Below are 13,412 nucleotides of genomic sequence, written 5' to 3'. Positions count from 1 at the left end.
TCCGGCGGACCCGAATGTCTACAGCACTGTAGACGTTCGGCGCGGCGGTGGACAGCGAGGGGCGCGCGTCAGGCGCCGAGAAGTCCGCGTCCGAGCCAGTCCTTCGCGTCGCGTACGCCCGGCAGCGCGAAGAAGTACCCGCCGCCGACCGGCGAGATGTAGTCGACCAGCGGCTCGTCGACGAGCCTGGTCTGGGTGGCCTCGAACTGCCGGACCACGTCCTGCTGGTAGCAGCAGAAGACCAGGCCCATGTCGAGATCGCCCACCGCGTCGATGCCGCGGTCGTAGTTGAAGCCGCGGCGCAGGATGCGGGAGTCGTCGCTGCGCGCGGTGCGCGGATTGGCCAGCCGGATGTGCGCGTCGAGCGGGATCGCGTTGCCGTGCGGGTCCTTGGCGTACTGCGGCGTGTCGCCTTCCTGGGCGCCGTCGAGCGGGGCTCCGGTGTCCTTGCGGCGGCCGAACATCTTCTCCTGCTCGGTGAGGGAGACCCGGTCCCAGAACTCGACCAGCATCCGGATGATCCGGATCACCTGGTAGCTGCCGCCGCGGGCCCAGGCGGGTTCGCCGAGCGCGTCGGTGACCCAGACGAGCCGGTCCATCTCGCGCCCGGACGCCACGTCGGGATTGGCGATGCCGTCCTTGAAGCCGAGCAGGTTGCGCGGGGTCCCGGTCGGCCGGGGCGCGCTGTGGAAACCGTCGACACGCCACTTGACCTGCATGGCGCCCCGCGTGTGCCGGGCGATGTCCCGCAGGGCGTGCAGCACGGTGTCGGTGCTGCCGGCGCAGATCTGCAGGCTCAGGTCGCCGTGGCTCTCCGCCGCCTGGAGGTTGTCGTTGGGGAAGGTGCGCATGGGCGCGAGCCGGCGCGGCTTCGCGGCGGACAGGCCGTAGCGGTCGTCGAACAGGGACGACCCGACGCCCACGGTCACCGTCAGCGCGTCCGCGGGGACCGTGGGGCCGAGGATGCCGTTGTCGGAGGGCGGGGCGCCGACGCCGAGGTCGGCCGGGGCGCCGCCGGCGGTCAGGAAACGGGCGCGGTCGGTGATCGTGCGGAGCAGGCCGGCGAGTTCGGCCCTGGTGTCGGCGATGACGTCGAACGACACGAAGGCCGCGGCGGCCGGCGTCGGCGTGGTGATGCCGGCCTGGTGGGCACCGTGGAAGGCGACCGGTGCCGCCCGGCCGGGCTCGGCCGCGTGCGCGCTGTCGCCACCGAGCGCCGTGGTGACGGCGGCGCCGCCGCCGGCCAGGGCGGTGGCCCCGGCCCCGACACCGAGCGCCGTCCTCACGAACGACCGGCGGCCGGCGTCCCTCGGGCAGCCCCCCTGGGAGGGCTCGGGGTGAGCGGAGTCGGGCATGGACGGCGTCCCTTCCGGACCTCCCGAGCGGCGCTGCCGGTCGAGCGGTCCACGGATGTGGTCATACGGGGGTGGTCGGTCGTACGGATGCGGTGGTACGGGTACGGACGCGGTCGTGCCGACGGCGGCGCGCGGGTCGGCGGGACGCCGAAGGGGCCCCGGATCAGCCGGACTTGCGGACTTCGAGCAGATCGGGGATCGGGGCGAGGTCTTCCAGGAGCTGTCCGGTGGCTCCGTTGATCCGCGCCCGGGCGGTCGGGTCGAGCGACTCCACCGGAGTCCATCCGCCGCTGTTTCCGGAACCGCCCTTGCCCGAGGCGCTCTTGCCCGAGGCGCCCTGGTGGGCCGCGTCCAGCAGCGCCTGCAGGCGCGCGACATCGGCGTCCACGGTCGCCGGCAGCCGCGGATCGCGCGCGGAGATCAGCGGACGCAGCACGCGCAGCAACTCCTTCGTGCCCGCGAGGTCGGCGTCCGCGGTGGCCAGGTTGGTGCCGCTGCCCTGGTCCGTGGCACCGGTCAGCTCGAACTGGAGGGTGTTCTCCAGGATCTCGTGGCAGCGCAGCGGCAGGTCCGACGGGTCGAAGTCCTGTCCGGGGAAGGCCGTACGCAGCTCGCGGACGTCGCTGCCGAGCCGTTGCACGTACGGCATCAGGCCGGCCGCCGACTCGCCGTGCCACAGGCCGTACTCGATCCGGTGGAAACCGGTGAAGCGCGGGTCCCCGATCCCGCCCGACAGCCCGTCGGGACGGCCGTCGATCTGCCCGTCGAAGTCGGCGAACGTGCCGTACGCGGCGCCGAGGGACGCGTAGGTGCGGTGGGCGGTGAGCCAGTCCGCGCGTGCCGCGGCGAGCCGCCCGCCCCGGACGTCGGCCGTGAGCGTGTCCGTCTGGCGGACGAGGGTGGTGAGACCGGCGGCCACGTACGCCTTGTAGGCCGCGAGGGGCGGTCGCAGGTCGGACTCGGCGAGCGGGAGCACGGCCCGGGAGGTACCGCTGCCGCTGACCCGTACCGAGGCCGAGGTGACGGCCTTGCCGCCGGTCGGCACGCAGCGCCAGGCGTAGGTGCCGGCGCCGACGGTGGCGACCAGGTCCCGGGTGGTGCCGGGGGCCAGCCCCTCGATCTCGCCATAGACCGCGTTGGTGGCCGGGTCGACGAGGTAGACCTCGGACGTCCTGCCGCCGGTGTTGTGCATCTGGAACGTCCGGCGGCCGGTCCCGGGCGCGGTGAAGCCCTTGCCGCAGTCCGACTCGGAGACGGCGACGGTCTGGGCGCCGGCGGGCTTGCCGTCGCTGAGGGCGACGACCAGGCCGGCGACCAGCGTGGGCACGGCGATCACCGTGACGGGAACGGCCCAGGCGGGGCGCCGCCGCGTTCGGCCCGTGGCGGCGGGGGAGGGGCCGGCGGCCGGTGCGCCCGCCTCCTCCGGCGCGTTCGCGCCCTTCGGCTGCGGCGAGCCGCCGGTGGAGGGCGCGGCGGTGGAGGGCGCGGCGGTGGACCCGGCGGCGGCGTGCGGCCGTTCGGCCGGTGCGCGGGGCGCCCTGACACCCCGGACGAAGAGCGTCATCACCACCGCCAAGTACACGACGTAGGCGGCGACTTGGAGCCACGTCATGGTGGGGGTCAGATTCAGCACGCCCTGGACGAGGGTGGCGTACCAGGAACCGGCGTCGACGTGGCCGCTCAGGTCGACGGCGTACGCGGTGCGGCCCGGCAGCACCCGGCCCTCCTGGAGGTCGCGGAGGCCGTAGCCGAGCACCCCGGCGGCGATCACGATCAGGACGGCGCCGGTCGCGGTGAAGAAGCGGGTGAGGTTGATCTTCAGCACCCGGCGGTACAGGCCCCAGCACAGGCCGGCGGCGATGACCAGACCGATGCCGGCGCCCAGCATCGGCCCGGTGGACTCACCCGCGGCGCGCGCCGTCGTCCACAGGAAGAGCGCGGTCTCCAGGCCCTCGCGGCCCACCGCGAGGAAGGAGGTGACCACCAGCATGCCCGAGCCCATGGCGAGCGCGGCGGTGACCTTCTCCCTGATCTCCCCGGACAGATGCCGTGCGGAGCGGCGCATCCAGAAGACCATCGCCGTGACGAACGCGACGGCCAGGACGCTCAGCGTGCCGCCGAACGCCTCCTGCGCGGTGGCCGACAGGCCGGCGGCGGTGAAGGTGAGGACCGCGCCGAAACTCATCGCCAGGGCGACCGCGGCCAGCACTCCCGTCCACACCTGCGGCAGCCGCGCTCGCGCGTCGGCGCGCACCAGGGTGGCGATCAGGATCGAGACGATCAGGCCCGCCTCCAGTCCCTCACGCAGCCCGATCAGAAAGCTCGGGAACGCGTCGTCCCACATGTGTCTCGCTCCTCGTAGCGGACCGGCGGGTCCGACCGTTCTTAGCGAAGGCATACCTTAGTCAGAACGAGGCTCTTACGTCTACACGCCTGTAGTCGGGTGGGCTCCGCGGTGCCCCGGAGCCGGGTGGTCCGGGTGGTCCGGGCGGTCCGGGTGGTCCGGGTGAGCCCGGTCGGCTGGGTCGATCCGGTGGACCCGGGGCCCGGACCGGACCGGTCCGACCTCCGATTCCGCGTCGCGTTCACGGGCGCCACTCCGGGGATTCCGCGGCGCGGCGCGCATGGCGTGACCACGCGCTTTCGCTGCGTGATCGATCTTGCGAGCAGAGCGGCTTCGAGTGTTATTCAATGGGTGTGCGGTAGGGGATCTCGGGGCTTCTTCGCACGTGGAAACTCGGGTATGCCTCCGGTCATGCGCCGGGGGCTGGCGAGCGAGCTGAGAGAGCCGTATGGACTCGACACCATCCCCCTCGTCTTCGTTGCCGTCCGATCAGGTCAGCCGCGCCCTGGGGAACTACGGCCCGCAGGGCGGCCGGACGGCGGTCGGTCCTGCCGCTTCGCAGAGCGCGGGAGGGCCCGACGGTGCCGAGCCCGCCACCGAGAGCCAGGAGCAGATCCTCGGCTCCGTCGACGTCGACCGGGACCTGAACATCACCCGCTGCAACCTGGAGGCCCCCGCGTTCGAGGGGCTGACGGTGGCTGCCGGACGGCCCTTCTCCGACCTGCTGCCCCCCGGGGACATCCCGACGGTCACCCGGCGGCTGCGGCAGGTGATGGAGACCCGGGAGCCGCACGTCGCCCGGGTCCAGCGGCTGCGCAGGGACGACGGCACGGAGCTGGTGGTCTCCATGAGCATCCTGCCCGCCGCGGCGCCCCAGGAGGGGCTGACCGTCTCCCTGATCGCCATGGCCAAGCGGCTGCACCTGTACGCCTCGGAGACCGCCATCGGGACCTCGCTGGACATCGGCGAGACCGCGCAGTCCCTGGCCCAGTCCCTGCTGGCCTGGGCGGACGTCGCCGCGGTCGACCTCGACTACGCCGTGTGGACCGGCGAGGCCGTCACCGAGCAGCCGCTGGGGCGTATCCGGCTGCGGCGGGCGGCCCTGGTGCCGGACCGGGCGTGGCCGGACGGCTATCTGACGCCCGGCGACAACCTCCCCGGCGAGGCCAGCCGCCTGCTGGCCATCGCGGTCCGACGCCAGGACGTCGCGCGGCCGATCGTCATCCCCGACCGCGAGGTGATCGAGCGGGCGCTCCGCGATCCGCGGCTGGTGCGCGCCCTGGTGCCCGGCGACCGGCCCGCCAGCCTGGTGTGCATACCCCTGGTCCTGGAGGGCCAGGGCGGCAAGCCGCCCATCGTGCTGGGCGTGGCGGAGATATGGCGGCGGCCGGACCGGCCGTTCCGGGAGAGCGAACTGCTCGACCTGCAGGAACTGGCGGCCAGGACCGCCCACCACGTCGACCTGGCCCGCCAGCACCAGCGCGAGCACGCCCAGGTGCTGGCCCTTCAGCGCCGGCTGCTGCCGCGCGCCGGGAGCGACACCATCGAGGTCGCCAGCGTCTACCAGCCCACCACCCCGGACAGCGCGGGCGTCGGCGGCGACTGGGTGAACAGCTTTCCGCTGCCGGGCGGCCGTACCGCGCTGGTGGTCGGCGACGTCGTGGGGCACGGCCTGGCGGCCGCGGCGGCGATGGGACAGCTGAGCATGGAGGCCCGGGCGCTGCTGTCGGCGGGGCTGGCGCCGGACGAGGTGCTGGAGCACCTGGACGAGACGGTCACGCTCCTGGACGACGCGGAGGCGGGCCTGGCGGCCGGCTACAGCGCCCTCGGCTCGACCTGCTGCATCGCCGTGTACGACCCGGTCGGCCACCAGGTGGTGATGTCCAGCGCGGGCCACCTCCCGCCGGTGCTCGTGCTGCCCGACGGGACCCCGGAGATCCTCGCGGTGCCGCCCCACCCCGGCCTGGGCACCGAGTTCGCCCTGCGCGAGCCGTTCGTCACGCACACGTTCGCCGCGCCCCCCGGATCACTGATCGCCCTCTACACCGACGGGCTGGTGGAGGACCCGGCGGTGTCGATCGACGAGGGCATCGACCGGCTGGCGGAGACGGTCAGCAGGGTGCACCCGTGGGACGACCTCCAGCAGGCCACGCGGCGGCTGGTGACCGAGCTCACCACGCGCAGCCGGCTGCGCGACGACATGACGCTGCTGATCGCCCGGATGACCGGCCGTCGCAAGCGGGACATCGCGACCTGGCGGCTGCCGGCCCGCGCCGACGCCGCGGCCCAGGCCCGCGCCCTGGCCACCACGCGGCTGCGGCAGTGGCAGGCCAAGGACGAGACCCGGGACAACGCGCTGCTGCTGATCAGCGAGTTGGTGACCAACGCCGGCCGCTTCGCCACCGGGCCCATCACCGTACGGCTGATCAAGGACGGTCACGGCCTGCTGTGCGAGGTGGGCGACACCGGCAACGGCCGGCCGCGGCTGGGCCGCACCGGGCTGCTCGACGACAGCGGCCGCGGCCTGTACGTCGTGCACAAGGTCACCACGCACTGGGGGGTGCGGTGGACCGACACCGGCAAGGTCGTCTGGGCCGAACTCGCCTGGTAGCGGGGGCGGTTGGGGCGAGGGCCGGGCGGGGTGCGGGTGGCGCCGGACGCGCGGCTCGGTACGGGGAGCGCGGGCTCGCCACGGGACAGGTGGCTCGGCAGCCGACCCGCGCCGCTCGGTGCCGGACCCGCGCGGAAGGCGTCCGCGCGTTACTGTCGATCGGCAGCGGACCCGCGCGGAGGGCGTCCGCGCGCTACAGCCACTCGCCTTCCACGGCCGTGGCGGTGAGCCCCGGCGCCGCCGCGTACAGCACCGTACGGCTGCCCGGCTTCTGGCCGGCGTCGTGCGCGCGCCGAAGGATGTCGAACACGGCCGCGCCCCCGCGGTTGCCGGTGGTGTAGCTGTCCCGGCTGTAGGTCAGCATCCCCTCCGGCCACTCCTCGGGCATCGTCTGCTCCATGTACTCCAGCACCCGGGTCCCGCCGGGGTGCGCGAGCAGCAGGTCGGGGTGCCAGGGGGTGGCGTCGTTCTGGTGGCGGCGACCCAGCCACTCCCACATCGCGGTGACGGTGCTCTGCACCGCGCGCGGCCCGCGCCGGTCCATCACGAAGTGCGTGCCGTCGCTGCGCGTGTCCAGCCGGTGCAGGTCCTGGGTGCCGGGCAGCGTGTGGTGCCAGGCGGCGTCGAGCCGCAGTACGGACTGCGGCCGCTGCCGGCCGGTCACCACCACGGCGACGGCGGTGTCCGCGAACAGCAGGCGGACGATCAGGGATTCCAGCGTGTCGTCCGCGGGCTGGTAGGTGGTGCTCAGCGCCTCCGAGATCACGACCAGCACCACGCGTTCGGGGTCGGCGGCGACCAGGTCGGCGGCCAGCGCGAGCGAGCGGGTGCCGGCGATGCACGCCCACTGCGCGGCCGGCAGCAGCAGCACGTCGTCGCGCAGCGGCAGCCGGTTGGCCAGCGTGACGTCCAGGCCCGGGAGCGCCGGGGTGGTGGAGTTGCTGGTGATCAGGCAGTCGACGTCGGAGGCGTCGAGGCCGGCGCTCTGCAGGGCCCCGCGCGCGGCCCGCTCACCGTACGCCTGCACGGCCTCCCAGGCGGGCGCGGTGCGCTCCTGCACGGTCTGCGGTGCGGGTATCGCTTCGAGCGCGGCGATCGCCCGGTCCACGTCCTGCTCGGCGAACCCGTCGCGGGCCAGCGCCTCCCGGGCCGGGGCGACGCCCGGCGTCCGCAGGCCGCCCTCGGCGCTGTGCGCGACCGCGGCGCTCAGCGGCAGCATCCACCCGCGGGAGGCGATCCCCGTGGAGTCCGCGATGCCCTCGATCCGCGACAGCCACGGTGCGTGGGGGTGCCGGTCGCGAACTTCGGCCAGGATCTGGCCGGTCTGCACGGCGTGCTCGCCGTGTATCACCGCGGGCGGGCAGAGGTAAGCGGCCACAATACGCACCTTTCTACGCAGGACGATGAAATGCCGCGAAGCGTATGAAATCGGTCACTTCGCCAGTGATGATCAAGTAACTCCCATTGCGCACCACTTCGGAAGTTATAACCCGATTTCGAAGGGATGGGCCCGGGAGAACGCCTTTCTGTGGCCGATGCCACTGCAATCACCGCGCCACGCCGAGCCCCGTGTGAGCCGGGGCACACCACGGGCGGTTCGCCCGCCCGACGGCCCGCGCGCGGTTTCCCGATGCCCCGCCCTTGGTTGACGTTTCCGTCGGCAGGCTGCCGCCGTCGTGCCGGCATCGACGCATGCGGCGTGAGGGCGAGACGGTGGGACGAAGGGTGCGACGCCGGTGCCTTCGTCTGCGGATGGCGCAGGCGGACCTCGCCGCCGCCGTGCGGCGTACCCAAGAGCGGGTCTCCAAGGTCGGGAACGAGCGCGTGGAGCGTGATCGGGCAGGCGCGATCGATGAGTTGGCCGCGGCCCTGCACTGCCATCCGAAGGACTTGACGGCACGGCCTCACGCGACCAGGGGAGCCGAAAGCGGTTGGCGTACCTCTGTCGCGTCGATCCTGCGAGAGCTTCGACGGTGCGACCTGGCACCGGTGTTCGACGGCACCCCGCGCCGCTCGCCGGCGGGCGCGAGCGCGAGGAGGCGTTCGCCATCGACACGATCTCCTGCAAGACCGCCCACGACGCCGCCCACCCTCTCGGCCATCCCGAGCCGATCGCCATGGCCTGTGGGCGCGCCGCGTGCTCTGCGGCCGCGTCCGGTGACGCCATGATGCCTGCGGTGGCCAACAGCCTCCGGGCTTGGGACATGTGGGCCACCGCTGATTGGTCCGACGCGAACGCCTTCCTCGACATGTCGCTTTCGTCCATCCGGAGCGAGCGCGGCATCGGAGACCAACTCGCCCTGCGTACACGGGGTTCCCTGCGACGTCGCGCGGCAGTGAGTTCGGCAGTGGGTTCGGCGCGCGCCGGGAACGCCGAGGAAGCGCGGCACCGTATCGGCCTTGCCCGCGAGACGAGCGAACGTATGGATGCCCATGCCGACCGCCCGTGCACCACCCTCGAGGTGGAGGCGGGGTTCCGCTGGTGGCGGGAGCGGGGGCGACCCGGTTTCCATCGGTTCGGCCGCACCGTTTCGGCTGACCGTCAAGTCCCTTGGCCGGACGACCCGTCCCACGTGTTGGCGGGTGACGACGGAGCGCGTCGGTCGGCAGCCTCCGGGGCGGACCGATGCGGCCGGTCATCCCCGGCCCGACCCGGGCGACGAGTCGCCGTGCCGTCGGTCACACCACCGTCGTAAAACGACGAAGACCCCTGATGAACAGGGGTCTTCGTCGGTGATGGTGTCCGAGGGGGGACTTGAACCCCCACGCCCGATAAAGGGCACTAGCACCTCAAGCTAGCGCGTCTGCCATTCCGCCACCCGGACGGGGTGTGTCACCGCGGCGACGGGGCCGGGGCGACGAGGTAAACCATAGCAAAGATCCAGACCGGGAAATCACGGCCGGAGGCCGGGGCCGGGAGGGCGCGTTGACGGGGCGGCGAGGGGGGCGGCGAGGGTGCGGCGCAGGGGCGGTGAGGGTGCGCGGGAGGGGGAGCGGGAGGAGCGGGGGAAGGGGAGGGGAAGGAGCCGAGGCAGGCGGGGGTGGGAAGACGCCGGGCGGCGAGGGAGGATGGGAGACGCATCGGTCGCGGTCGCCGCGGCGGGGAACGAGCGAGGAGACAGCGTGAGTGAGTCGGGGCCCGCAAGGGCGGACAGCGGGAGGATCGCGGGCGAGGACGAGGTCGTCGACCTGTGTGCCGAGCTGATCCGGATCGACACGAGCAACTACGGCGACCACTCGGGCCCGGGGGAGCGCGCCGCCGCCGAGTACGTGGCGGAGAAGCTGGCCGACGTGGGTCTCGCGCCGGAGATCTTCGAGTCGCACCCGGGCCGGGCGTCCACCGTGGTGCGGATCGAGGGCGAGGACCGCAGCCGGCCCGGGCTGCTGATCCACGGCCACACGGACGTGGTCCCGGCGAACGCCGACGACTGGAGCCAGCACCCCTTCGGCGGCGAGGTGGTCGACGGCTGCGTGTGGGGCCGCGGCGCGGTCGACATGAAGGACATGGACGCAATGACCCTCGCGGTCATCCGCGACCGGGTGCGCAGCGGGCGCAAGCCCCCGCGGGACATCGTGCTGGCGTTCCTCGCCGACGAGGAGGCCGGCGGCACCTACGGCGCCCGGCACCTGGTGGACAACCACCCCGGGCTCTTCGAGGGCGTCACCGAGGCGATCGGCGAGGTCGGCGGCTTCTCGTTCACCGTCAACGAGAACCTGCGGCTGTACCTGGTGGAGACCGCCGAGAAGGGCATGCACTGGATGCGGCTCACCGTGGACGGCACCGCCGGCCACGGCTCGATGACCAACAAGGACAACGCCATCACCGAGCTGTGCGAGGCGGTCGGGCGGCTGGGCCGGCACCAGTTCCCGGTCCGGCTGACCAAGTCGGTGCGCGGTTTCCTCGACGAGCTGTCCGACGCGTTCGGGGTCGAACTCGACCCTGAGGACATGGACGAGACCCTCGCCCGGCTCGGCGGCATCGCCCGGATGATCGGCACCACCCTGCGCAACACCGCCGCCCCGACCATGCTCGGCGCCGGCTACAAGGTGAACGTCATCCCCGGCCAGGCCACCGCCCACGTGGACGGGCGCTTCCTGCCCGGGTACGAGGAGGAGTTCCTCGCAGACCTCGACCGGGTGCTCGGCCCCCGGGTGAAGCGCGAGACGCTCCACACCGACAAGGCGCTGGAGACCGACTTCGACGGCTCGCTGGTCGACGCGATGCGGGCCGCGCTGAAGGCGGAGGACCCGATCTCCCACACCGTGCCGTACATGCTCTCCGGCGGCACCGACGCCAAGTCCTTCTCCGACCTGGGCATCCGCTGCTTCGGCTTCGCCCCGTTGCAACTGCCGCCCGAGCTGGACTTCGCCGGGATGTTCCACGGCGTGGACGAGCGGGTCCCGACCGAGGGCCTGAAGTTCGGGGTGCGGGTGCTGGACCACTTCATCGACAACTGCTGAGCGACAGCGGGAGATCGAGCAGCGCGCGGGCGGGTGGCGGGCGGCGGCCGGTGGACACGGCCCCGCCCGCCGCCCGCCCGCGGCCGTACGGCGGCGGCCACCACGCCCACCTCACCCACGGCCGTACGGCGGTCGAACGCTCGCTCGTCTGTGCCCGTACCCCCGGCCCGGATCGCCAGTACGAGTGAATGACCGGGTTCGTTCGTAGCCCTGTTTCCTCCGCGTCGTTACGACGGGTGTGGTCCGCGGCTCTGGGGCCACGTTGGTCCCATCCAGGAGGAAGCAAATGCTCAAGAAGGTCGTCGCCACTGCGGCTGCCACCGGTGGTCTGGTGCTCGCGGGCGCGGGTCTGGCGGTCGCCGACGCCGGCGCGCAGGGTGCCGCCGTGCAGTCCCCGGGCGTGCTGTCGGGCAACGTCGTCCAGATCCCGGTGCACGTGCCGGTCAACCTGTGCGGCAACACGGTCAACGTGGTCGGGCTGCTCAACCCCGCCTTCGGGAACACCTGCGTCAACAGCTAGCAGGACCTTCCGCGGCCGCCACCCGGCCGCGGTTCGGGAACCCTCCCACGCCCGACGGCGTGGGGGAGGCCGGCCCCGGACGCCGCTCACGGCGCTCCGGGGCCGCTCGCCATTTCCGGGGGGTGCGGGGCATGGATGTTCCCTACCGCTCGGTGAAGAGTCGCAAGAAGGTAGGAACGAATCCATGCGTCAGGTCACCAAGAAGGGCCTGCTCACCGCGGTCGCCACGGGCGGGGTGCTCGCCGCGGCCGGCGGGCTCGCCCACGCGGACGCGGGTGCGGGCGGTGCGGCGGTCGGCTCGCCCGGCGTGCTGTCGGGCAACACCGTCCAGGCCCCGGTGCAGGTGCCGGTGAACGTCTGCGGCAACACGGTCGACGTGCTGGCCCTGCTGAACCCGGCGTTCGGCAACGAGTGCGGGAACAGCGACACGGGTACGGGCACGCCGGGCACGCCGGGCACCCCGGGTACGCCCGGCCACCCCGGTACGCCGAGCCACCCGGGGAAGCCCGGCCACCCCGGCCACCCCGGTCACCCGGGTACGCCGAGTCACCCGGGTACGCCGAGCCACCCGGGGAAGCCGGGCAACCCCGGTACCCCCGGGAATCCCGGCACCTCGACGAACCCGGGCACCCCGGGCGGAGCCACCCCCGTGTCGCAGACCGCCACCCCCGCCGGCGCGGCCACCCCCACCCTCGCCCAGACCGGCGCGGACGACATGGGAATGATCGCGGGCGCGGCCGGCGCGCTGCTCCTCGGCGGCGCCCTGCTCTTCCGCCGCGGACGCGCCGCGCGCTGAGCGGGGGACGGCAAGCCCAGCCCCTGTCAGCAGAGCCCGGACCTCGCGGTCCGTGGGTGGTCCCTCGCCCCGTTCTCCCCCCAGGGCCTGACGGCCCTGGGAAGCACCCCCACGCGCCCCTTGATCAGCGCGGGCAGTGCGGGCAGCGCGGGCGCCCCCGGGGCAAGCACGCGGCGGGCCGCGGTTGCACAGGGGCGCGGGGGGAGAACCAAGCGAGCAACCGTCCACAGACCGCGAGGTCCGGCGATCCACGGGGCGTGGCTACCCGGGCGGTCCCGTCACCTGACACCCCGGACTTCTCACCACGTGGCCCGCACCTGGCGGATGATCCGGCGGCGCAACCGCACTCTTCGGCTGCCGTCCGGGTACAACCGCACCCGGTCCAGCTCCCAGTGCCTGTACTCGGCTTCGTCGGTCAGCAGACGTGCCGCGTCCTTGCGCGAGGTACCGCGCGGCACGTACATCTCTCTGAATTCGTATTCCGGCATCGCAATCTATTGTGCGGGCAACGCCCCTGTGCGGATAGCGTCTGCTCCATGTCTGATGACGTGCAGCCCACCGTTGCCGAGGTCCGTGCCGCGGTAGAAGCGCTCAAAGCCGCGCTCGACCGCCACCTCGACGCGATCGAGAACCGTGCCGGGGACGACGACCCGTCCGTCTACGCGGCGTTCGAAGCTCTGGCCTCGGCCGCCGAGTCGTACGACGAGCTGCTGTACGACAGGTACGACGAGGTGACCCCGTTCGAGGTGCCCGCGGGCGACGGGGCGCCGGAGTACCGCGGCCCCGAGGACCCGGAGGCGATCAGCGTCCTGATCCGGCGCGACTACACCGTGGTCGAGCCGGAGCGGCTGCTCGCCCAGGCCCGGCGGGCCGCGGAGGGCGACGCGGAGGCCGGTGAGTCGGTCAACGCGGCCGTCGCGGCGGTCTTCGGCGAGTACGAACCCGACGAGATCGCCCAGCGGCACAAGGAGTTCGGGCTGGAGGAGGGCGACTCGACGCTGTGGGTGTGCGCCGCCGAGCCCACCGAGCCGGGGGAGTGGCTGGACGCGCCGTTCGACCAGGCCGACCCGCAGCTCGCGCTGTGCCGCTTCGACATGAGCCTGGTCTTCGAGGACGAGCTGGGCGGCGCGCTCGACCCGGAGTGAGCCGGGCGGGGGGGGGCGCCCCCCCCCCCCCCCCCCCGCGCGCGCCCCCCCCCCCCCCCCCCCCCAAAAACCCCCCCCCCCCCCCCCCCCCCCCCCCCCAAACCGGGCCCCCCCCCCCCCCCCCCCCCCCCCCCCCGGGGCCGGGCCCCCCCCCGGGAACCCCCCCAACGGGCCGGGCCC

At 73.4% G+C, this 13,412-nt stretch carries 11 protein-coding genes and 1 tRNA gene; 7 read left to right on the top strand and 5 right to left on the bottom strand.

Going from position 1 to position 13,412, the window contains the following annotated elements; all coding sequences use genetic code 11:
- Positions 1 to 68 precede the first annotated feature (68 nt).
- Complete coding sequence (gene efeB / locus ACIPAE_RS37640; protein WP_402451695.1) at positions 69 to 1,355, bottom strand: iron uptake transporter deferrochelatase/peroxidase subunit; 1,287 nt, start codon at positions 1,353 to 1,355, stop codon at positions 69 to 71.
- Positions 1,356 to 1,518: 163 nt separating this feature from the next.
- A complete protein-coding gene (efeU, locus tag ACIPAE_RS37635; protein ID WP_402451692.1) occupies positions 1,519 to 3,699 on the bottom strand; it encodes an iron uptake transporter permease EfeU in 2,181 nt (726 codons plus the stop codon).
- Between the two features lie 448 nt (positions 3,700 to 4,147).
- Here efeU and ACIPAE_RS37630 point away from each other — a divergent pair, with 448 nt between their 5' ends.
- A complete protein-coding gene (locus tag ACIPAE_RS37630) occupies positions 4,148 to 6,310 on the top strand; it encodes a SpoIIE family protein phosphatase (protein WP_329371200.1) in 2,163 nt (720 codons plus the stop codon).
- 193 nt (positions 6,311 to 6,503) lie between these two features.
- On the opposite strand, the gene ACIPAE_RS37625 is transcribed toward ACIPAE_RS37630, so the two are convergent.
- On the bottom strand, positions 6,504 to 7,688 hold the full coding sequence (locus ACIPAE_RS37625) for a type III polyketide synthase (RefSeq protein ID WP_402451690.1): 1,185 nt from the start codon (positions 7,686 to 7,688) through the stop codon (positions 6,504 to 6,506).
- Positions 7,689 to 8,002: 314 nt separating this feature from the next.
- Here ACIPAE_RS37625 and ACIPAE_RS37620 point away from each other — a divergent pair, with 314 nt between their 5' ends.
- Entirely contained in the window at positions 8,003 to 8,479 is a 477-nt protein-coding gene (locus tag ACIPAE_RS37620) for a helix-turn-helix domain-containing protein (RefSeq protein ID WP_402451688.1), read from the top strand.
- Between the two features lie 568 nt (positions 8,480 to 9,047).
- Here the strand turns inward: ACIPAE_RS37620 and ACIPAE_RS37615 are convergent.
- A tRNA-Leu gene (locus ACIPAE_RS37615) sits at positions 9,048 to 9,135 on the bottom strand.
- 298 nt (positions 9,136 to 9,433) lie between these two features.
- Between ACIPAE_RS37615 and ACIPAE_RS37610 the strand changes: the two genes are divergently transcribed.
- The 4 genes from ACIPAE_RS37610 to ACIPAE_RS37595 all read left to right on the top strand — a co-directional run bounded on the left by ACIPAE_RS37610 (position 9,434) and on the right by ACIPAE_RS37595 (position 12,087).
- On the top strand, positions 9,434 to 10,771 hold the full coding sequence (locus ACIPAE_RS37610) for a M20/M25/M40 family metallo-hydrolase (RefSeq protein WP_329371206.1): 1,338 nt from the start codon (positions 9,434 to 9,436) through the stop codon (positions 10,769 to 10,771).
- 50 nt (positions 10,772 to 10,821) lie between these two features.
- Positions 10,822 to 10,959 (top strand): hypothetical protein, encoded by a 138-nt coding sequence (locus tag ACIPAE_RS37605; protein WP_402451685.1) that lies wholly within the window; start codon positions 10,822 to 10,824, stop codon positions 10,957 to 10,959.
- A 98-nt stretch (positions 10,960 to 11,057) separates the two neighbouring features.
- Positions 11,058 to 11,291 (top strand): chaplin ChpH, encoded by a 234-nt coding sequence (gene chpH, locus ACIPAE_RS37600; RefSeq protein ID WP_329371208.1) that lies wholly within the window; start codon positions 11,058 to 11,060, stop codon positions 11,289 to 11,291.
- A gap of 184 nt (positions 11,292 to 11,475) precedes the next feature.
- Complete coding sequence (locus tag ACIPAE_RS37595; RefSeq protein ID WP_402451681.1) at positions 11,476 to 12,087, top strand: chaplin; 612 nt, start codon at positions 11,476 to 11,478, stop codon at positions 12,085 to 12,087.
- Between the two features lie 299 nt (positions 12,088 to 12,386).
- On the opposite strand, the gene ACIPAE_RS37590 is transcribed toward ACIPAE_RS37595, so the two are convergent.
- Entirely contained in the window at positions 12,387 to 12,575 is a 189-nt protein-coding gene (locus ACIPAE_RS37590) for a DUF5703 family protein (protein ID WP_328462000.1), read from the bottom strand.
- A 48-nt stretch (positions 12,576 to 12,623) separates the two neighbouring features.
- Between ACIPAE_RS37590 and ACIPAE_RS37585 the strand changes: the two genes are divergently transcribed.
- Positions 12,624 to 13,232: a hypothetical protein gene (locus ACIPAE_RS37585; protein WP_329371213.1), complete on the top strand. Its 609-nt coding sequence runs from the start codon at positions 12,624 to 12,626 to the stop codon at positions 13,230 to 13,232.
- Positions 13,233 to 13,412 lie beyond the last annotated feature (180 nt).

This window comes from Streptomyces sp. NPDC087270 (assembly GCF_044744625.1).
Taxonomy (GTDB): Bacteria; Actinomycetota; Actinomycetes; order Streptomycetales; family Streptomycetaceae; genus Actinacidiphila.
Note: the sequence above shows the minus strand (reverse complement) of the source record. Positions and strands in the feature narration are given on the sequence as shown.